This is a genomic window from Glaciecola sp. XM2, assembly GCF_018595715.1.
Taxonomy (GTDB): domain Bacteria; phylum Pseudomonadota; class Gammaproteobacteria; order Enterobacterales; family Alteromonadaceae; genus Glaciecola.
The window spans coordinates 20,414-39,735 of record NZ_JAHEOJ010000027.1; the positions used below are offsets into that span (position 1 = coordinate 20,414).

At 44.4% G+C, this 19,322-nt stretch carries 19 protein-coding genes; 9 read left to right on the plus strand and 10 right to left on the minus strand.

From position 1 onward, the window contains the following. Nucleotide 1 precedes the first annotated feature (1 nt). A complete protein-coding gene (locus tag KJ365_RS14905) occupies nt 2-1,222 on the minus strand; it encodes an EAL and HDOD domain-containing protein (RefSeq protein ID WP_214452477.1) in 1,221 nt (406 codons plus the stop codon). A gap of 1 nt (nt 1,223) precedes the next feature. After that, nucleotides 1,224-2,462 carry an EAL and HDOD domain-containing protein gene (locus KJ365_RS14910; RefSeq protein ID WP_214452478.1) on the minus strand — a complete coding sequence of 413 codons (1,239 nt, stop codon included), beginning with the start codon at nt 2,460-2,462 and terminating at the stop codon, nt 1,224-1,226. Nucleotides 2,463-2,709: 247 nt separating this feature from the next. On the opposite strand from KJ365_RS14910, the gene rpoH reads away from it, so the two are divergent. Continuing rightward, nucleotides 2,710-3,561, plus strand: coding sequence for an RNA polymerase sigma factor RpoH (gene rpoH, locus KJ365_RS14915; RefSeq protein WP_214452479.1), 852 nt, complete (start codon nt 2,710-2,712; stop codon nt 3,559-3,561). 135 nt (nt 3,562-3,696) lie between these two features. Here rpoH and KJ365_RS14920 read toward each other — a convergent pair whose 3' ends face one another. Beyond that, on the minus strand, nt 3,697-4,266 hold the full coding sequence (locus KJ365_RS14920; RefSeq protein ID WP_214452480.1) for a hypothetical protein: 570 nt from the start codon (nt 4,264-4,266) through the stop codon (nt 3,697-3,699). 347 nt (nt 4,267-4,613) lie between these two features. Between KJ365_RS14920 and KJ365_RS17070 the strand changes: the two genes are divergently transcribed. Together KJ365_RS17070 and KJ365_RS14930 are read left to right on the plus strand one after the other, a co-directional pair. Further along, entirely contained in the window at nt 4,614-6,020 is a 1,407-nt protein-coding gene (locus KJ365_RS17070) for an ATP-binding protein (RefSeq protein WP_214452481.1), read from the plus strand. Then, entirely contained in the window at nt 6,010-7,401 is a 1,392-nt protein-coding gene (locus KJ365_RS14930) for a sigma-54-dependent transcriptional regulator (RefSeq protein ID WP_250884275.1), read from the plus strand. Before KJ365_RS17070 ends, KJ365_RS14930 begins: the two co-directional genes overlap by 11 nt. A 97-nt stretch (nt 7,402-7,498) precedes the next feature. Here the strand turns inward: KJ365_RS14930 and KJ365_RS14935 are convergent, their stop codons facing one another. The 3 genes from KJ365_RS14935 to pip form a co-directional block, all read right to left on the minus strand. Then, a complete protein-coding gene (locus KJ365_RS14935; RefSeq protein ID WP_214452482.1) occupies nt 7,499-8,401 on the minus strand; it encodes a bifunctional GNAT family N-acetyltransferase/hotdog fold thioesterase in 903 nt (300 codons plus the stop codon). 78 nt (nt 8,402-8,479) lie between these two features. Next, nucleotides 8,480-8,917: a D-aminoacyl-tRNA deacylase gene (dtd, locus tag KJ365_RS14940; RefSeq protein ID WP_214452483.1), complete on the minus strand. Its 438-nt coding sequence runs from the start codon at nt 8,915-8,917 to the stop codon at nt 8,480-8,482. Further along, nucleotides 8,917-9,870 (minus strand): prolyl aminopeptidase, encoded by a 954-nt coding sequence (gene pip, locus KJ365_RS14945; RefSeq protein WP_352109424.1) that lies wholly within the window; start codon nt 9,868-9,870, stop codon nt 8,917-8,919. Before pip ends, dtd begins: the two co-directional genes overlap by 1 nt. A gap of 167 nt (nt 9,871-10,037) precedes the next feature. Between pip and KJ365_RS14950 the strand changes: the two genes are divergently transcribed. Then, a complete protein-coding gene (locus KJ365_RS14950) occupies nt 10,038-10,691 on the plus strand; it encodes a DUF2959 domain-containing protein (protein WP_214452484.1) in 654 nt (217 codons plus the stop codon). Here the strand turns inward: KJ365_RS14950 and metJ are convergent. Beyond that, entirely contained in the window at nt 10,688-11,005 is a 318-nt protein-coding gene (metJ, locus tag KJ365_RS14955) for a met regulon transcriptional regulator MetJ (RefSeq protein ID WP_214452485.1), read from the minus strand. The two genes, KJ365_RS14950 and metJ, sit on opposite strands and share 4 nt — an antisense overlap. Nucleotides 11,006-11,143: 138 nt before the next feature. Between metJ and metF the strand changes: the two genes are divergently transcribed. Both metF and KJ365_RS14965 read left to right on the plus strand, forming a co-directional pair. Then, nucleotides 11,144-12,031, plus strand: a complete 888-nt coding sequence (gene metF, locus KJ365_RS14960; protein ID WP_214452486.1) for a methylenetetrahydrofolate reductase — start codon at nt 11,144-11,146, stop codon at nt 12,029-12,031. Nucleotides 12,032-12,111: 80 nt separating this feature from the next. Continuing rightward, complete coding sequence (locus tag KJ365_RS14965) at nt 12,112-13,083, plus strand: virulence factor BrkB family protein (protein ID WP_502793496.1); 972 nt, start codon at nt 12,112-12,114, stop codon at nt 13,081-13,083. A gap of 33 nt (nt 13,084-13,116) precedes the next feature. Here the strand turns inward: KJ365_RS14965 and KJ365_RS14970 are convergent, their stop codons facing one another. From KJ365_RS14970 to mutH, 3 genes are all read right to left on the minus strand, one after another. Then, nucleotides 13,117-14,382 carry a threonine synthase gene (locus tag KJ365_RS14970; RefSeq protein WP_214452487.1) on the minus strand — a complete coding sequence of 422 codons (1,266 nt, stop codon included), beginning with the start codon at nt 14,380-14,382 and terminating at the stop codon, nt 13,117-13,119. 206 nt (nt 14,383-14,588) lie between these two features. Beyond that, nucleotides 14,589-14,834 (minus strand): YfhL family 4Fe-4S dicluster ferredoxin, encoded by a 246-nt coding sequence (locus tag KJ365_RS14975; protein ID WP_214452488.1) that lies wholly within the window; start codon nt 14,832-14,834, stop codon nt 14,589-14,591. A gap of 68 nt (nt 14,835-14,902) precedes the next feature. After that, on the minus strand, nt 14,903-15,580 hold the full coding sequence (gene mutH, locus KJ365_RS14980; protein ID WP_214452489.1) for a DNA mismatch repair endonuclease MutH: 678 nt from the start codon (nt 15,578-15,580) through the stop codon (nt 14,903-14,905). Nucleotides 15,581-15,667: 87 nt separating this feature from the next. Here mutH and rppH point away from each other — a divergent pair, with 87 nt between their 5' ends. Genes rppH through KJ365_RS14995 form a run of 3 tightly spaced genes read left to right on the plus strand, consistent with a single transcriptional unit; the run spans nt 15,668 to nt 19,320 of the window. Beyond that, complete coding sequence (rppH, locus tag KJ365_RS14985) at nt 15,668-16,198, plus strand: RNA pyrophosphohydrolase (protein ID WP_214452490.1); 531 nt, start codon at nt 15,668-15,670, stop codon at nt 16,196-16,198. Nucleotides 16,199-16,228: 30 nt separating this feature from the next. Beyond that, the gene (gene ptsP, locus KJ365_RS14990; protein WP_214452491.1) at nt 16,229-18,514 is read left to right on the plus strand and encodes a phosphoenolpyruvate--protein phosphotransferase; all 2,286 of its coding nucleotides are present in this window, start codon (nt 16,229-16,231) and stop codon (nt 18,512-18,514) included. After that, on the plus strand, nt 18,514-19,320 hold the full coding sequence (locus KJ365_RS14995) for a sulfite exporter TauE/SafE family protein (RefSeq protein ID WP_214452492.1): 807 nt from the start codon (nt 18,514-18,516) through the stop codon (nt 19,318-19,320). The genes ptsP and KJ365_RS14995 overlap by 1 nt, the downstream gene beginning before the upstream one ends. The last annotated feature ends 2 nt before the right edge of the window (nt 19,321-19,322 follow it).

The following is a 19,322-nucleotide window of genomic DNA, read 5'->3' on the forward strand; positions in this document are numbered from 1 at the left end:
TTTAAGGTCTTGCCTTAGGAAACAGCGTACTTTGTTGATGATGCAGGTCATTATTCCAGTTTACTGCTTCTTGATAGGCTTGATGCAGCACTTCTTCTGATAAGTCTAGCCCCTGGGCAAGGCTCTTAAAGTTCAGCCAGTTGCTCGACTCAAGTGCTTTGATACTGCTAAGTATTTTGCAATATTCACCGCTTTGGGTAAGCAGGGCGTCTGAAATAGATTCAGAAATTTGGACTTGCCCAAGTAAAATGGCCATATCTCGGTCTAATATCACGTCAAGTAACGAAAACAATCCCACCATAAATGCCGACATCGCATCTTGCTTGTTTGCGATTTTTGCATCAATTAGCTCACAATATTTTGCGCGTACTAATGACACTTGCAGCAGCTCTTCTGCATTCCCTTGGTTAAGTTGCGCGATAGAGATGATTGCCACAAACTTGCGCAACATTACTTCGCCTAAGTAGGTAATAGCATGTTTAATCGACGTGATCCGATGAGATTTGTTAATCAAAGGGTTGTTAATGAATCTTAAGAGCAAGTAAGACAATGTGGCATCTTGCTCGAAGGTATTGCGCACCCGTTCCATATCGATTTGTGGGTTGGAGGTTTGACCAAGCAAATCAAGCAAGGCAATTCGGCTTGCAGGTAAGTCGTCTTGCGGCTGATATTTTCGAGCAAGAAAGAAGTGCCCTTGAAAATAGTCAAATTCCGCTTTTATGCATTTTTCAAATTCTTCATGGGTTTCAATGCCGGTTGCAATGATTTGTATATCCATCGCGACAGCATTTTTTTGCAGTTCTCTAAGCTCAACAATCGAGACAGAATTAATATCTACCTTTATGTAGTCTGCTAAGCGAATGCAATCAAGATCTATTGGCAATTCGGCACTCATTGCAATGCGATAGCCTTGTTTGCGAAGCCGGTTTAGCGCTTGTAACAGTTCTTGCTGTTCAGGTTCGATGGTTTTGACTTCGATAATCGTCTCTTGCGGGAAAAAGTCATCGGGGATCCCCGCAAAAACAACCTCATGAGAGATACTAATTAACGATACATAGCCCTGCAGTAGCGCGTTTAGACCCACACCACTTTGATACGCAGATTGCTGCGCCGTAATCAGTTCTTCGGGCAATGAACCTTCATCGCCGTCTCTAAACACTAGCTGATAAGCAAAAAGCGCTTTTTTGCTATCAAAAATCGGTTCACGAGCAAATACGATCATATCAGTTTGATTCCGCTACTTGGGCTTGCATGGCATTCGCCCAATGCACAGAGTCGTAGTACATTTGAAATAGGTCTGCTTCTGGGATATTGGCCTTTTGACTCATTTCATAAATTACCGCCCAATCAGCGCGTTCAAAGGCAATACAAATACGCAGCTGAAGCGCTAGATCAGTGTTGCTATGAACTTCGCACAGGGCAGTTTTTACATCGTCAGAAAACGGTAGGTTTTTCATGATTTCTGGCATGGGCATATCCATCATCGCGTCCATCTGCGAAAACAAGCCTAAGATGTAGCTGCTCGGTGGATTTTCTTTGTGCGTCATGGCTAGGCCCATTAACTTACAAAAATTCGCCCGAACCAAACTCGATAGAATAAGGTCAACGGGCTTATTGCCACGCAGATTGGCAATCGCTAGCAAAGCGATGAATTTTTTCAGTTCTAGCTCCCCAAGGAAGCGAATGGCATGATGCAGCGAGTTGATGGTTTGACGCTTATTAAATAGCGGGTTGTTGATAAACCGCATCAACTTATATGTTAGGCCTATGTCTTTTTCAAACACGTCGTTAATTTCTTGAAAATCAAAGGTGTCGCTCGAGCTTGCCGCAACGAGTTGCAAAATAGAGGTGGTCGCAACCTGCACATTTTTGTGTTTGACTACTTCTGGTCGAGATAAAAAATACCCTTGAAAGTAGTCAAAGCCCGCATCTTTAAATCGATTGAAATCCTCTAGCGTTTCTACTTGTTCAGCAATCAGTATTTTGCCGTCCTCTCGAAGCGCTTTGATTTTTTGCATGATATCTGGGTTATTGAAATCGATTAAATCGGCTTCAATTTTGACGTATTTAGCAAGCGGTGTAAGTGGTTCCCACTTGTCGGAGAAATCATAGTCATCTAGCGCAATTTTATAACCTTGTTTGCTAATTTGTTCGCAGGCGGTTACAAATTGCTCATTTACATCTACTGATTCGACAATTTCAATGACAACATTTAATGGGTCGAGCGTTGACGGAAAACGATGGATGATGGTGTCTTGATGGAAATTGATAAACGAAATTTTGTTGAAACAAATATTTTCTACGCCCACAGAGAGATGACTGTCTGCCAGCATCGAACTGGTGGCTTCATCTAACGAGATGTCGGGAAAACAATTGCTCACCCCATCTCTGAATAATAACTCGTAAGCAAAAACGCGTTTTTCGGTGTCATAAATTGCCTGACGTGCAACATACGCAAACATAACGTTTCCTTATTAATCGATTAAATTAGCTATACACATTTTTGTTTGAACTGTGTCTTTATCTCTTTCGTAGACTACTTCATTAGTGTTTTGCGCTAGTTATGCAAAATCGCTATAAAAGATTCAAACAAATACTTGTGTTTTCAAATTCAATCCTTATATTTGTTAGATTGAATTTTGAAATAAATTTTGCGAACTATTGGTCATTTATACAGTCATATACTGTAGAAAAATGAATGAGGTAACGATGAAAGAAAAAATGCAATCACTCGCTTTAGCCGTCCCCAATAGCGGAAGCATTGAAACTTATATTCAAGCAGTTTCCAGCATTGACATGTTATCGGCAGAAGAAGAGAAATCTTTGGGCCTGCGTCTTTTTGAAGATGGGGACCTTGAGGCTGCGCGTAAATTGGTTATGTCACATTTGCGCTTTGTTGTGCATATTGCTAAATCTTATTCAGGATACGGCCTTCCTCAAGCAGATCTTATCCAAGAGGGTAATATTGGTTTGATGAAAGCGGTTAAGCGCTTCGACCCGCATGTGGGTGTACGTTTGGTGTCGTTTGCTGTGCATTGGATCAAAGCTGAAATCCATGAATTTGTATTGAAAAACTGGCGCATCGTAAAAGTCGCTACCACCAAAGCTCAGCGTAAACTCTTCTTTAATCTGCGCAAAGCGAAAAAGCGCTTAGGTTGGTTTACGCATGCTGAAGTACAAAAAGTAGCAGAAGAACTCGGTGTAAGCACTAAAGAAGTGTTGCAGATGGAAGCTCGTATGAGCAGCCAAGACCAAGCCTTCGATTTAGGTGCTGACGATGATGACTCAGCGATATTCAGTCCCGCGCAATATCTAGAAGATAAGTCAGAAGATGTTGAATCTTCAGTTATCAACTCTGATTGGGATGAGGCAGCGACCAAACGTTTGTATGCAGCGATAAAAACCCTTGATGAGCGCAGTCAGCATATTATTGAAACGCGCTGGCTAGCAGACGATAAAACAACATTGCAGGATTTAGCCGACGAATATCAGGTTTCTGCAGAGCGTGTTCGACAGATCGAAAAGAACGCGATGAAAAAACTTCAGGCAGCAATGCTCTAAAGCCTTTCAAAACACGTTGAACATTATAAAAAAGACCTTTTTGAAAGGTCTTTTTTTATGCCCGCGGATTCTTATCGACTCACCGGCGGCTTGCATTGAAGCATACTTGAAGGTCTCGCGATGCGAGTTTAGCGACTAATACTTAGCGTCTAGTGCTGCACGAATTTCATTTAGCTGTTCACGGGTAAACTCACCGTGCTCAATCAACTTCACGATACTTTGATGATGACCTTTTAAGGCACCTTTAAATTCAATGCCCTCGCCATCATTTAACACGAACACTTCAACATCTTTACGCAGCTCACTGCCCTCCAACATTTTGTTTAGCCGCATAGTGGTCTCTTGAGAGCTTGCGCCGTCCGAGTTAGGGAAAAAGAATCGTCCTTTCCCTTTTTTATCTCGTTCAGACATCAAGCTTAGCACTAGGGCTTGGGTTTCAGAATCAAGCCCAGTCAGTTTTGATTCTAGCAACGCTAAGTCTTCTATCTCACTGCTATCTAATTCAATCACTTTGCGTTCGCCATTGTCGTCAATTTGAATAATAGTAGGTAAGCTAGACTTGGCTTTGATTTCGATGACTTTGTGTTTTACTTTTTCACTTGTCTCTTGCCCAAGTGCTTGCGTGCTCATTAGTAATGCAGCCGTCGTAAGCGCAAGCACTACCGGTAATTTTTTGAAATTGTTTTGACGTGTTGTGTAACGCATATGGATAATCCTTCTATCGGTCTAAAGTGCTTGAAGCTATGATGAGTATTGTTGCAACAGCAAAGCTTCAAAGGTGTTTGTTCTATGTGGTGTATTCCAAGCTTTATGCCAACTTTGAATACCAGCTATAAAACATACACTTACCACTATTTGATAAGGTAACATGGCATGCTTTATAAAGATAACTCGCGCAAATGGGGAAGGGTATTCCTTATATGAGGAAGTTTTTGCATACTATTTTAATTCACTCTTAAAATAGTATGTAAAATCATCAGGTTAAATATCTTTAATCACGGTCTAATTGTTGCTTTACTCTATATGTAAGAGCGAAAACATAGGATGCATGCGTGTCATTACGAAACTACCTTTTTATACTATTTGCACTTTTTATACTGCTAGTATCAGGTATTCAGTTTTACCTTATTGAGCATTTGCGTACACAAGTGAGCGAAGAGATTGGTGCAAAGACCAACACCTTATCGAACCTAGCAATCAACAGCTTACAGGAGCGCTTTAAAGGCCAATTCACGTTGCCTACACTCACAAATCCACCCGCAAATCAGATCTCTATTACTATTCAAAATACGCCAAACAAGGAAGTTCAACTAGATAAGGACTTTGTAATGGTCACAGGTGATAAAACCAAAACAGTGACCGTAACTGAATCCTCTGGCGCGGGCCGTTTATTAGAGCAGTTAGCGATAGACTCACCAATACAGGCGGTGACAGGTGTTCAGAACATGTATGCGCTAAATTTACCGAGATTGGATGAACAGGCCGTGCAAACAATTATCAGTTTTGATGAAAAAGAGTCAGCGGTGGATGCGTATTTCTATCGATTACGCAATATGCTTGTTGCCATTACAGTATTTGCACTTGTGCTCGCATATGCACTAGCGGCCGTCATCAGTAGGCCGCTGCTAAAGCTTAGCTTGGGTTTTGAGCGTTTGAGACAAGGGGAGTTCGGTGCGCAATTGCCCGAGAAGGGCGTCAAGGAAATGCGCGATACCCTGAAAATGTTTAATCACACCAGTACGCGCCTACAAGAATTGCATGCGATTGAAAACGACTACCAGCAGCAGCAACAATTAGCAGAGCTTGGTGAAGTCGCCAGGGGCTTAGCCCACAGTTTACGTAATCCTTTAAATACAATTGGTTTGGGTATCGAACATTTACAACAAACGGATTTAACACCGCAAGAGCGCAGTAAGATTACAGAAGATATACAAGTTAAAATTCAACGTCTTGATAAAGTCATTTATCATCTTCTCGACCTCGCCAATTACCAAGAAGAAAGAAAGCAGCCTGTCAATTTAGTATTAGTGATTGAAGATATCATGATGGAGCTTTCATCAAGCTCAAAAGTGCGCTTTGAATTTGCGCCGCACGATGACGTGGTGTTTTGTTGCTCCGAGCACGAAGTCAGGGCAATGTTTCATGTGTTGCTAAACAACGCTGTAGAGGCAAGTGAACCCGGCTCCGTTGTGAGCATTACTTTGCATGCTATTGAAGCAGGAAATAGCCAGGCACATCAAGGTATTGAATTGAACGTTGTTGACGGTGGTGTTGGCATTGCTGAGGCGATAAGAGAAGACTTGTTTAAACCACATATAACCACTAAACCAGAAGGAGCTGGGATGGGCCTTTTCATCTTAAAGCGCTTAGCGCATTTGCATTACAGAGGGCGAATTGAACTTATGAATATCAAGCCGCGCGGTTGCCTTGCTCGATTGCAGTTGTTCCATGATGAATAGCAATACTGACAGCAGCGTTTCAACCTCCGTCCATGTGTTAGTGGTGGAGGATGATGCCGCGCAGTGCGAGCTCATCGCCTCTATTTTGCGTTCGCAGCACTACACGGTATCAACGGCACAAAGCGCTGAAGCGGCAATGGTGTTGCTCAAGCAAGACGGCACTATTGATGTTGTCTTGAGTGACTGGAAGCTAGGTAGTTTAACGGGGATGGACGTGTTGAAATTTGCACGTAAGCAAAACCCTTTAGTCGGCTTTGCGATTACCACCGCCTACGGAACCATCTCTCATGCGGTTGCGGCGATGGAGGCGGGAGCAGATGACTATTTAAGTAAGCCTTTTCAACGTCAAACCCTGCTGATGTGCATTAACAAAGTGCAAAAAGCCCACGCAATGAGACTGCAAAACAATCAACTCAATGCGCAACTAAGTGAGCAAGGCCAACTGGTTGATTTAGTGGGTAATGCGCCTTGCATGCAGCGCGTATATGAACGCATAAAGCGCATCAGCACGACCAATGCAACGGTTTTGATTACGGGCGAAAGCGGCACAGGCAAAGAGCTTGCTGCTCGCGCGTTACATGAACTGTCGCTACGAAATAGCGCGCCTTTTATTGCGGTGAACTGCGGAGCAATCCCTGAAGCGCTTGCCGAAGCCGAACTTTTTGGGGCAAAGAAAGGCGCCTTCACAGGGGCCCATCAAGACAAGTCTGGTCTATTATTAAGTGCTGATACCGGCACACTGTTTTTAGATGAAATAGGCGAGCTGTCATTAAACAGCCAAACCAAGTTACTACGCTTTTTGCAAGAAGGCACTTTAACCCCTGTGGGCGCCGTCGATGATGTCAAAGTGGATGTTCGTGTTATTGCCGCTACTCATCGAGATTTACAAGATATGATTGCACGAAACGAATTTCGTGAGGACTTGTTTTATCGCCTAAATGTAATTCCGATTGAGATGCCTTCGCTTCGCGAGCGTATAGAAGATATTCCCACGCTAGTGCAATTTTTTACAAAGAAATTTAGCATGCAGCATGGGCTAGCACCTTTCAAGCTCAGTAAGGCAGCTTTAAAGGCTATTTTAAGTTACAAATGGCCCGGCAATGTCCGTGAGTTGTCTAACCGAGTTGAGCGCTTAGTGTTGCTCGGTGATGAAAATGCACTCATCGATGAGCTGCAAAACAGTGATGCAAAGCGACAAGATAGATTTGAGCTGGCGAGCTTTAAACTCCCCAAAAATGGTATCAATTGGGATAAATTCGAACGCCAGTGCTTAGAGCAGGCTATGCATATGTGCCAAGGGAATAAAACGAAGGCCGCAGCATTACTAGGGATGTCTTACAAAACATTTGTTTATCGTTTACAAAAGTACACGATTGACTGATAGAACAAAAAGCACGGGTTCTTAACGACAACAATGTTCGATATTTGTGAACATGATGGGCGATCGTTTTTTCGGCATCATACAGCTTATCATTTAATTATGTCTTGGGAGGTAACACCCAATACTGTCCCGTAAACTGTGCAACGCTTGTTTCATTGTCTAGCACCTCCACTGTGAGAGATACAGGCGTTTTTTTGCCTTGTTTAAGTAGCTCAAACTTGGTGTTCATGGATTCAATATTACATATGGCGCGGGGCTTTTTGTTGATTGGCTTATGATATTGAATACTGCCTTCGCCCAATACAATCTCTCCCTCTAAGTCTTTTTGCTTTAGCTGCAAAAAAATCATGCCCCAACCGGTTAAGGTGGCAAGCGAGTAAATACTGCCCGCAAACATTGTACCGTGCAGATTGACGTTTTTGTTCAAAGAAGCTCGCGTTTCAATGGTGCGTTCGGTGTACTGGTGAAGCTTAATACCCATGTGTTCGGTGATTGGGATTTGCTCATGCCATGTAGTCTGTAGCTCTCTACACCATTTTGGATGCATTAGAAGCGTATTGGTATCAAACAGCTTCTTGCACATTTGCTTGCGCTTAAGCTTACCTAATTCATTAGGTGCATCATCGATAATACGAAAACCGTTGTGTTTAAAAAAGTTAATCGACGATTCACGTGAATTTGTGACGGCTCGTTCGGCACCTAAATCTCGGGCAACTTGTTCAAGGCCGGCCAACATGATTTGCCCAATACCTTTGCGTCGATAGTCATCATGCACCGCAATGTGCCTAATTTGAGCTTCTTCTGTGGTATTGAGATGCACGCGACCACAAGCGAGAATCTCACCGTTTAGGTTTTTCACCACTCTATGTTCACTCACTCCTTCGTACTCATCTTTTTCCGAGCCTTGAGGATAGCCAAAAGGCTGGCGCAACCATCGCCAGCGAAAAGCAAAATAGTCTTCGATATCTTTTTCGGAAGTAGGATTTTCAATCGTATACAATGCCGAAGATTTCCTAGAGTAAATGATTATGTGATTGTAGCTTGAATTTTAAAAATGTCACCTAGCGGAATATGTAGCCTAGACCTTAAAATAGAATGTCGCTGGTCCATCGTTTACGAGAGAAACTTGCATGTCATCACCATAGCTACCGGTCTGGCAAGTAAGGTAGTGCTGATTAACATGTGCAATAAATGCCTCATACAGCTGTTTTCCTTGCTCAGCACTTGCGCCGGTTGAAAAGCCGGGGCGATTGCCTTTGTCAGTTTGTGCCACAAGTGTAAATTGCGATACCACCAATAATTCACCGCTGATATCGAGCAAGCTTAAATTCATTTTGCCATCATAATCACTGAAAATTCGATAGTTGACCACTTTGCGAGCAAGCTTCTCTATGCTCGCTTCGGTATCGGTTTTTTCTACGCCTAGCAACAATAAAATACCCTTATCGATTGCGCCTACGGTTTTCCCCTCCACGTTCACACTGGCCTTTTGAACGCGCTGAATGAGTCCGATCATTATACGCTTTCCTCGAGTGCTTTTTGTGCCAGCACATGCTTTGCCATGATATCGATAAGCTGACTGCGTATACCCGGTTCTGACGCGCTATGTCCGGCGTTATCGACAATGTATAGTTGAGATTGCGTTAGCGCGTCATGAAGTGCTTGCGCGGCGGAAACTGCGCAGACCATATCGTATCTGCCATGCACAATTTCCACTGGGATATCAGATAGGACATGGGCGTTTTCAAGAATGAAATTTTCAGCGATAAAGCAATGATGCTTTAAATAATGGCACTCCAACAACGCCAAGCTTTTTACTTGTTGCGTGGATGCGACTTCACTTGAGGGGCTTTTATCGGGCAGTAGCTTGGAAATAGCCCCCTCCCAATTAAACCATGCGCTTAACGCTTTTTGCGCCACTGTTTCATCATCGCTGGCAAACATGGCATAAAATGCGTTCGTAATATCTGTAGTGTCGTGTAGGCGAGGGACCAACGCCTTAAAGGTTTGATATGCGTCAGGGTAAACTTGGGCTGCCCCACCGTGAGGATTTAAAAACCAGTCGAAATCTTGTTGGCGGGCTAAAAAAACGCCCCGTAACGTCAGCTGCGTTACTCGTTTGGGGTGGGCGATAGCATATAATAGTGCCAAAGTGGCGCCCCAAGAGCCACCAAATACGGACCAGCGTTCAATACCAAGATGCAGGCGAATCGCTTCGATATCCTCTATGAGGTCTTGCGCCGTGTTATGTTCTAAACACCCAAACGGTTTAGACTGCCCGCAGCCGCGTTGGTCAAAAGCAATAACGTCGTATTCTTCTAAATCAAATGGCCATCGATAGTTTCCGTTTATCCCTGCGCCTGGCCCGCCATGCAAAAACAACACGGGGATACCAGATGGGTTACCTGCACGCTCAACGTGCAGCATATGATCGTGGGTAACAAGCAGTTTAAAAGAATGACTAGACACAAATTCCTCATAGATGTAGTGTTTGCGTAAGAACGTGAGACGTTCTAAAGCATTTAATTATCAGTATTGTTATCTACAGCGCTATGCTTTGAAACGCAGATTTCACATATATTGTTCAACATTTTGTTTACAATCTCACGTACTCATCATCAGGTAAAGGACTTAACATGAGAAAAAACGCACTCTTAATGATATCGGCGGTATTACTGCTGACCGGTTGCCAAGCGGCAATTCAAGATGCCTACTTTAATATGTGGGAGAAAATTGGCTTTGAAAAACGGGAAATTTTAGTCGACAGAGTGGAAGATGCCCAAGAATCTCAGCAAGAGGCGCAACAAGAGTTTGCCAGCGCACTTGAAGAGTTTAGCACTCTGATTAACTTTGATGGTGGTGAGCTTGAAGACGTATATAACGACCTGAACGACCGCTATGAAGACAGCAAAGCAAGCGCAGAAGATGTAAGTGCTCATATAGAAAAGGTAGAAAGCGTAGCAGACTCCTTATTTAGAGAATGGGAAGCGGAGCTTTTAGAAATAAGCAATGCGAGCCTGCGTCGCGACAGTGAAAGGCAGTTACGAGCGACCAAGCGCAATTATTCAGATTTGATTAGCTCTATGCGTAAAGTTGAAGCGAGTATGGATCCAGTCTTAAGCGCTCTGCAAGATAACGTCTTGTATTTAAAGCATAATCTAAATGCAAATGCGATAGGCGCGCTGCAGGGGGAATTAAGCACCATACAGCGCGATGTGAATATTTTGATTAAAGAGATGAATACGGCTATTGAGCAGTCTGATCAATTTATCGCGACAATAAAGAGCTAATTGTCGCTCTTTGCACTGCCCTCATCCATCTTTTCCATGATTTCGCGCGCTTCTTTGGGGATTCGGTTTGGGTTATCTTTGCGCAAGTCTTCGTCGTTAGGTAATGGCTGACCGGTAAAAGCGTGTAAAAATGCTTCACATAACAACTCGGAGTTAGTCGCATGGCGCAGGTTACTTACTTGTCGACGGGTACGCTCGTCGGTGAGCACCTTGAGTACATTGATGGGGATCGACACCGTTACCTTTTTAACCTGTTCTGATTTTTTCCCATGTTCTGCATATGGGTGTATGTATTTTCCGTTCCATTGAGCCATTTTGTCGATCACTTGTTGTATGTGTTATATCAAAATTCTAACTGGAATAATAAAAAGGTCAATCTAGACGTGTAAACTGCTTGACGTCTAGACGATGTTTAAGTATTTTGGACGTCTAAACGTCCACTAGGTTTTTTCATGGTTTCTTACGCACAAGGTATTGATGCACTTAATCAATCGCTTTCAGAATTGCGCGACATTGATGTGTCTTTTGAATTCTTTCCTCCTAAAACGCCAGAGATGGAAAGTACCTTATGGAAATCGGTAGAGCGACTTGCACCACTCAATCCAAAGTATATGTCAGTCACCTATGGTGCAAATAGCGGCGAGCGAGACCGCACCCATGCTGTCGTCAAGCGCATTCATTCAGAAACTGGCGTACCTACTGCTCCCCACTTGACCTGCGTTGACGCCACGCCCGAAGAGCTCAAGCAAATTGCGCAAGACTATTGGGACTCTGGTATTCGCAGAATTGTTGCACTGCGAGGAGATTTGCCCGAGGGTGTGACCAAGACGGATATGTATGCAAGTGATCTTGTTACCTTGCTAAAAGATGTGGCAGATTTTGATATATCTGTAGCCGCATACCCAGAAAAGCACCCTGAAGCGCGCAATGATCAATTTGATTTACTTAATTTAAAGCGCAAAGCTGAGGCGGGAGCAAGTGAAGCCATCACGCAGTTCTTTTTCGACACTAGCGTCTTTTTACGTTTTAGAGATAGAGCCGCTGCTGCGGGCATTGATCTAGACATCGTGCCTGGTTTACTGCCGGTTACCAATTACCAAACCTTGCAGCGCTTTGCAGGTTTTACCAACGTCCATGTGCCCGGTTGGTTACATAAAATGTATGAAGGGCTTGATAAAGACGACCAGGCGACTCGTAACTTACTTGGTGCAAACATCGCCATGGATATGGTCAAGGTGCTTGCTAAAGAAGGGGTGAAGCACTTTCACTTTTATACCCTTAATCGTAGTGAATTAAGTTTTGCTATCTGCCACATGCTAGGCTTACGTCGTCAGGGATAAGCGCTCAAGTATCGCTATATTTGGCACTTAGTAGAAATAACGAGTAAACTACACCTTTATTCTTTCACCTAGAGGTTGATGTGAGTTTGCTATTGAATGCAAAAGCCTACTATGAGTCGCGCAAGCCACTTGTTATCGATATTGCGAAATGCTTTTTAAAACATCTAAAAGACGAGCGCATTACGGTGTCATCGGGGCATATGGCTTATGTGAGTTTGCTCTCTTTAGTGCCTGTGATCATGGTATTTTTTATGATCATGTCTGCATTTCCTGCTTTTAGCGATTTTCGTCAGGTCTTTGAAGACTTTATCTTTAGTAATTTTGTCCCCGCGTCAGGGGATGTCGTCCAAACTCATATTGGTGAATTTGTTGGTAACGCCTCGGGAATGGGGGCGGTGAGTATTGCCACCTTATTGGTGGTGGCACTTCTGTTAATTTCTAATATTGATAAAACGCTTAATCATTTGTGGAAAACCGAAATGAAAAGGCCAATGGTGTACACCTTTGCCATTTATTGGATGGTGATCACCCTTGGTCCACTTTTGATTGGCTCAAGCATTGCGGTGAGCTCATATTTGGCCGCTATCGCTGAGTTTGCAGATGATTATACCCCAGGCTTTGGTACTGCGTTTTTAAAACTCGTTCCTAGCTTTGCCGCTATTGGCGCTTTCATGATTTTATACATGGTGGTTCCTAATCGCACGGTACGTGCTAAGTATGCAATTTGGGGCGCAATTTTAGCGGCGGTGTTGTTTGAACTGTCTAAAGACGCTTTTGCCTTTTATGTGTCTAGTTTTCCATCATATCAGGTGATTTATGGAGCATTAGCCGCTGTTCCCATCTTATTTGTGTGGGTCTACCTTTGTTGGATAGTGGTGTTGGTGGGTGCTGTGTTCAGTTATGCCATTACCATTACCTGTGAAGCGCATCAACAAGAAGACGAAAATCAGGCTTCAAGGGAACAAGCTGAATCATTCCTAAACGAAGAGCAAAGGTCGCTAGAGTCAGACGAGCCAACTACGGTAGAAAATCTCAAAGTCATTCCCAAGTAAGCTGGCATAGCAACTTACTTGGCTCGATGGCACTTAAGCTTTGGCTGTCATTAAGAGGTGGCGCATTTGTGGTAAGTACTTCTCAGCGCTACCGGTATTAAAACACACGACTAAATCATCCTGTTTAACCAAGCCTTGCTCGACCGCATCTGTAAGTGCAGCAACTGCTGCTGCACCTTCTGGGCTTATCCACATATTGTATTGCTGATAAATAGCCGTTGTGTGCTTGGCCATCGCTTGTTCGCTAACGGCAATCGCTCCGCCTTTGCTTTCTCGTAGTATCTTGAGCACGGCTTTGTGGCCAACACCACCGGGCACATTTAGTCCCGTTGCCATAGTCTCTCCGCCGTCGGTGGGGATAGTGTCATCTAAGCCTTGTATGAAGGCATCGACCACGGGAGGATTTGCTTCACTTTGTATTGCGATGATTTTTGGGCGATGACTGTCGATAACGCCGAGCTGCTCAAGCTCGTTGAAGGCCTTCCACATGCCCAAAATGCCGGTGCCGCCGCCAGTGGGATATAAAATGACGTCGGGTAGCTTCCATTGTGCTTTTTCGTTAGGCCATGGCTCAGCAAGCTCCAAGCCCATGGTTTTCTTCCCTTCAATACGCCAGCCGGGCTCTTGGAATGTGGCGCAGTTAAAAAAGCCGTCGGGTAGGTACGTTTCTTTCATAAAGGCACCTGCCTCGCGAATAGTGCCTTTTACTAATGACAGATGAATGTTGTTATGTATCTTACTGTAGGCTGCTACCTTACCCATAATTGGCATGGGTGTGTCATCGGGCATGATAACAGCGACTTCAAAGCCATAGTGCAATCCGTATTCGCTTAAAGAGTCCCCGGCGTTACCTTGCGTCGGCACCGCCAGTTTTGATAGCTGGTAGTGTCTCGCCATGGTGGTCACCATCGACATGCCTCTATCTTTGAAACTGCCCGTCGGATTGGCGCCATATCCTTTATATGCTTGGCCCTCATCTTTGATGTAGACGTTTAAACCTAGCTGTTTGACCAGCGGATACTCACCAATATTAATCACCGGTGTATGGCCTTCACCAAGGCTTGCGATAACTTCTTTTTGCTGTGGATCGCCAATATTAAAAGGTAATAACTGGCCAAAACGCCACATAGACTTTTGCTGTGGATGAAACCATTGCATATCAGGGAAGTCACGTTTAATGGCGTCGGTATCAAGTATCAGCTGCACCGGACGACCGTCAGCGGGACATAAGTTCATAGGGCTTGTAACGGGATATTGCGTTGCACATTCCGTGCATTGCCAATGTTTTACATATTTCATAATAGGGATTTTGCTCGCAACAACAGGCTGTTCGAATCTTTGATTGGATATGTTACAGCAAAAAACTGACGATGGATTGCTTTGTGCGAGATGCGATTGCTTGGAGATGAGCTAGGTCGAGCTGATGTGCTCTTTATACACAAAATATATTTCAGTTAAGTAGATAAGTTAGAAGAAGACAAACTCACCTACTTAACGGCCCTGTATTACCCGTGCATAGCGGCAAACTTTTCAGCAAGTTGGTCAAGACTCTCTTTGCGATTAGGATCAGGCACAATACATTCGACAGGACACACACTCACGCAACTAGGCGTATCGTAATGACCCACGCATTCAGTGCATTTGTCGCTATTGATTTCGTAAATTTCGTCGCCCATATGAATGGCGTCGTTTGGACATTCTTCGGGACATAAGTCGCAGTTAATGCATTCATCAGTGATTAAAAGTGCCATAGGAAATACCTCGATTTTGACTGTGCATACAGTTTAGGTTAGCACTGATAAGGGTGCGTTGATCTTAATCAACGAAAGTGTGCGTCCAAAATCATCTGAGTCATTTCTTTGCGCAAATAAAAGCCTCGGGGGCGAGTTTGTATTATTGTGCCATCTTCACCGATAGCTTGGGTGAGTGCTTTGCCGTTAGCAGCTTTAGGTCGCAACTGCATCATCTGCCCCATCCGAGCGTTGATCGTTTCCACTTTGCCTAACACAATGAGATCCATAAGCTCTTCCCAATCTTGCTGAAGATAGGCATTTTGCTCTGCAGTAGGCTCCCACATGAATGCACTGCCGATGATACGCTCGGCTACAGGTATTTCTCGCTCTCCTTGAATAGGTACCCACAACACCTTTTGCAGTTTGTTTTTGACATTGCTAGTGTGCCATGTGATCCCCGCAAGATTCGTCAGTGGGGCATAACACACGTATGTAGTCTCCAATGGCGTATTGTCATAACTTAGGGGCAGCGTTTTTAACTCAATGCCTAAATCAACAAAGTCTTGTTGTGCTTTGCTGCCCGCGCTGGCGCCTAAAGCGATTTCAAGTAGTTGACCGGTCCAACCTTTATGGCGTTTAAAGTTTTCGGGAACTTGAATGTTTAGCTCATCGGCTAATTCTTTAAAACTCATACCAGCTATGGCCTTGGTACGGTTTAACAACACCGATTCTGATTCAGGCGCGGCTGGTTTATTCTCAATCATTTGCTAATTACAACATTTGCTTTGCATAACTACTAGTTTATGAAAGAATGAAGACATATTAAAGTATAACCGCGCTAGGTCATCTAAGTGATTGATACCGAAGGATTCCGCGCGAATGTTGGCATTATTATCTGCAATAAACAGGGCCAAGTTTTTTGGGCTAGGCGATATGGCCAGCATTCATGGCAATTCCCGCAAGGAGGGATTGACCAAGGCGAAACAGCCGAACAAGCGATGTACAGAGAGTTGTACGAAGAAGTTGGGTTGAAAGAAAAAGACGTCAATATCCTTGCCGTTAGTCGAAACTGGCTGCGTTATAAACTCCCGAAACGGCTAGTGCGCAAAGGCACCGATCCGGTATGTATCGGGCAGAAGCAAAAATGGTTCTTGCTATCACTAAGCTGTCATGAAAAAGATGTAAATTTAGCAGCGTGTGGTCATCCAGAGTTTGATGATTGGCGGTGGGTGAGTTTTTGGTATCCCATTCGCAACGTTGTCTCATTTAAGCGAGACGTATACCGAAAAGTGTTAAAAGAGTTCGCGCCAGTAGGCATGCCGTCGCAGCGGTTAAACTCCTCACATCCAAATAAAAAAGGACGAAGGCGTAAGCCAAAATAGTTACGTCTCTTTGTTCATCAAGGGTGGTTCATGTTAAGTAGCCTTAAAACGATTATCCAAGAAGTCAGCCAAATACCAGAGCTTGATAAAGCGTTGGTGAGGTTGGTGAGTATGGTGAAAGCTACTATGATGGTCGACTCTTGCAGTATTTATCTGTCTAATTATGCGGAGCGGCATCTAGTGCTTACGGCCACAGATGGTCTTGATCCAGATGCTGTGGGCAAGGTGAAAATTGGGTTCTACGAAGGGGTAATAGGCCTGGTGGGCGATAGAGAAGAACCTCTCAATATAGAAGACGCCCCCTCCCATCCTCGATATAAGCACTATCCAGAAGTAAAAGAAGAAAGTTATCACGCCTTTATCGGTACACCTATCATTTATCAGCGTAAGGTGTTGGGCGTCATTACCATGCAACAAAAAAAGGCTAGACGTTTTAGCGAAGACGAAGAAGCTTTCTTAGTCACGCTAGCCGCGCAAATTGCCTTGGAAATTGTGAACGCACAAATGCGCGGAAATAGCGCAGCTTTAGATAATGGCACCCCATTTGAACCGCGCACAGTCAATGGAATACCCGGCTCACCAGGCCTGGCCATGGGTATAGGTTATGCCGTCAATTTTAAACACGATCTCGCCCAATTTATTCCGCGCAAACATAAAGATGTCAAAGAGCAAATCACCCGATATCGCAATGCGGTACAAATGACACGGACCCAAGTACGAGACTTGTCGGCAGACCTCAGTGATAAATTGCCTGACGATGTCCGCGCAATTTTCCAACTCTATGACCAATTGCTAGACGCAAACAGTCTCGGGCGTGAGGTAGAAAAAGAAATTCACGAAGGTTGGGATGCAGGAAGCTCTCTTAAGCTTGTGATTGATCGTTACGCGACCCGTTTTCGCAACATGGAAGACCCATATATGCGCGAGCGTGCGGTAGATATTGTAGATTTATCAAACCGCATACTTAACAACATCCTATATGCTGGAGATGACCCAAGCTCTTTACGGGTGCCTGATGGCCCTTGTATTTTGGTGGCGCAAGAGGTCAGCGCTCCGATGCTCGCAGAATTTCCGCGCGATAAGTTAGCCGGCATTATTTCCATAAAAGGCTCTAACAACTCACATGCGGCTATTTTGGCCAGAGCAATGGGTGTACCTGCAGTCATGGGTTTGCAACGCGTATCGATTAACGCCTTAAAAGCCAATGAGCTTTTTATTGATGGGTATTCAGGCGAAGTCGTCATGCAGCTTGATGAGCAAGTCAAACAAAGTTACCAAGTGCTCATCGATGAAGAAGAAGCGCTACAGCGAAAAATCAGTGTTGAAGGCGATTTGCCCTGCGTGACTGAAGACGGACAAAGCATGTCGCTATTGGTTAATGCCGGTTTGACAGCCAACATCGAAATGGAGCAGTTTAAGCAGGGCGAGGGAGTGGGACTTTACCGTACTGAGATCCCCTTTATGATGCGCGAACGGTTTCCGTCTGAGCGCGAGCAATATGAGCTTTATAAAAGCGTATTATCGACGCATCCGACGAAAGAAATTACCTTACGCACGCTAGATGTGGGTGGCGACAAGCCTCTGTCTTATTTCCCCATCAGTGAAGAAAATCCGTTTTTAGGTTGGCGCGGAGTGCGCTTGACACTCGACCATCCGGATATCTTTTTGGTCCAAGTCAGAGCGATGTTACGCGCCAGCATTGGGCTATCCAATTTGCATATTCTACTACCCATGATCACCAGTGTAAGTGAAGTGGATGATGCTAAAAGACTTATTAAGCAGGCTTTCTTAGAGGTAAAAGAGGAGGCGTCAGCCGAAAATCAGATGCTATCAAAACCTGCCGTTGGGGTGATGCTAGAAGTGCCATCGGTGCTGTTTATTTTGCCTCAGTTAGCGCAGCGCGTAGACTTCTTTTCTGTGGGAACCAACGATTTGACGCAATACCTATTGGCGGTAGATAGAAATAACGCGCGAGTTTCATCGCTGTATTCTAGCTATCATCCCTCGGTGCTTGCTGCGCTTCACCAAATCCAACAAGGCTCCCTTGCCAATAAGGTACCTGTGACGGTATGCGGCGAATTAGCCGGTGAGCCTTTAGGTGCGGTTGCGTTGATGGCGTTGGGCTTTCGTAAATTGAGTATGAATGCTTATAGTTTGCGTAAAATCAATTGGGTAATTCGTAACACCAATATGCAGGAGTTAAAAGCATTGCTACCTGAGCTTATGGCCAAAGACGACCCTGAAGCGGTCAAATCATTACTCAGTAAATATTTAGAATCGAAAAAGCTAGGCGGATTAGTAAGGGCTGGAGGTTAATGGAGCCACTATTATTGCTGATGTTGCTTTGCACAGGCTTAGGCGCGATTGTGGGGGTCTTAGCCGGTCTGCTAGGGATTGGCGGTGGCTTGGTGATTGTGCCAGCCTTACTATATATGTTGCAGCATTTGATGGGGATCAGCGTTGAAAATGCCATGCCCATTACGATTGCGACGTCCCTTTCTACCGTTATTTTTACTGGCTTATCATCAGCGCTTACTCATTATCGCTTAGGCAACTTAGATGTTGATATCTTCAAATACTCGGGCATTGGCATTGCGATTGGTGCCTTACTTGGCGCTCAGTTTGCCGCCAGTATTTCGGGTGTTTTATTACAGCGTATTTTCGCTATTTTAGTGGTGTTGATTGCCCTGCAGATGGTGTTTAATCGAAACCGCGTATCGGTTCACGATGTGAGTAAAGCAAAGCTTTCAACCATTGGCTTGGGTAGCGGCTTTATTTCGGCGCTCATGGGCATTGGTGGCGGTGCGCTAATAGTACCTTCGCTGGTATGGTTTAGAGTCAACATTAAAAAAGCGATAGGATGCGCGAGTGCTTGTGGCGTATTAATTGCCTTTTTTGGTAGCTTGAGCTTTGTATACGCAGGCTGGCAGCAACCTTATTTACCTGAGTTTTCGCTCGGATATGTGTTCTTACCGGCTACATTAGGCATTGCAATAAGCTCTATGCTGACCGCGCCGATTGGTGCTAAACTTACCAACAAATTGGATACCGTGAAACTGAAGCGCATCTTTGCCGTGTTTTTAGTCTTGGTAAGCATTCGAATGATGATAGGAATTGAGTAGCC

Coding starts and splice junctions, on each gene's coding strand:
- KJ365_RS14905 (WP_214452477.1), bottom strand. CDS start 1,222: ATGATCGTATTTGCTCGTGAACCGATTTTTGATAGCAAAAAAGCGCTT.
- KJ365_RS14910 (WP_214452478.1), bottom strand. CDS start 2,462: ATGTTTGCGTATGTTGCACGTCAGGCAATTTATGACACCGAAAAACGC.
- rpoH (WP_214452479.1), top strand. CDS start 2,710: ATGAAAGAAAAAATGCAATCACTCGCTTTAGCCGTCCCCAATAGCGGA.
- KJ365_RS14920 (WP_214452480.1), bottom strand. CDS start 4,266: ATGCGTTACACAACACGTCAAAACAATTTCAAAAAATTACCGGTAGTG.
- KJ365_RS14930 (WP_250884275.1), top strand. CDS start 6,010: ATGATGAATAGCAATACTGACAGCAGCGTTTCAACCTCCGTCCATGTG.
- dtd (WP_214452483.1), bottom strand. CDS start 8,917: ATGATCGGACTCATTCAGCGCGTTCAAAAGGCCAGTGTGAACGTGGAG.
- KJ365_RS14950 (WP_214452484.1), top strand. CDS start 10,038: ATGAGAAAAAACGCACTCTTAATGATATCGGCGGTATTACTGCTGACC.
- metJ (WP_214452485.1), bottom strand. CDS start 11,005: ATGGCTCAATGGAACGGAAAATACATACACCCATATGCAGAACATGGG.
- metF (WP_214452486.1), top strand. CDS start 11,144: ATGGTTTCTTACGCACAAGGTATTGATGCACTTAATCAATCGCTTTCA.
- KJ365_RS14970 (WP_214452487.1), bottom strand. CDS start 14,382: ATGAAATATGTAAAACATTGGCAATGCACGGAATGTGCAACGCAATAT.
- KJ365_RS14975 (WP_214452488.1), bottom strand. CDS start 14,834: ATGGCACTTTTAATCACTGATGAATGCATTAACTGCGACTTATGTCCC.
- mutH (WP_214452489.1), bottom strand. CDS start 15,580: ATGATTGAGAATAAACCAGCCGCGCCTGAATCAGAATCGGTGTTGTTA.
- ptsP (WP_214452491.1), top strand. CDS start 16,229: ATGTTAAGTAGCCTTAAAACGATTATCCAAGAAGTCAGCCAAATACCA.
- KJ365_RS14995 (WP_214452492.1), top strand. CDS start 18,514: ATGGAGCCACTATTATTGCTGATGTTGCTTTGCACAGGCTTAGGCGCG.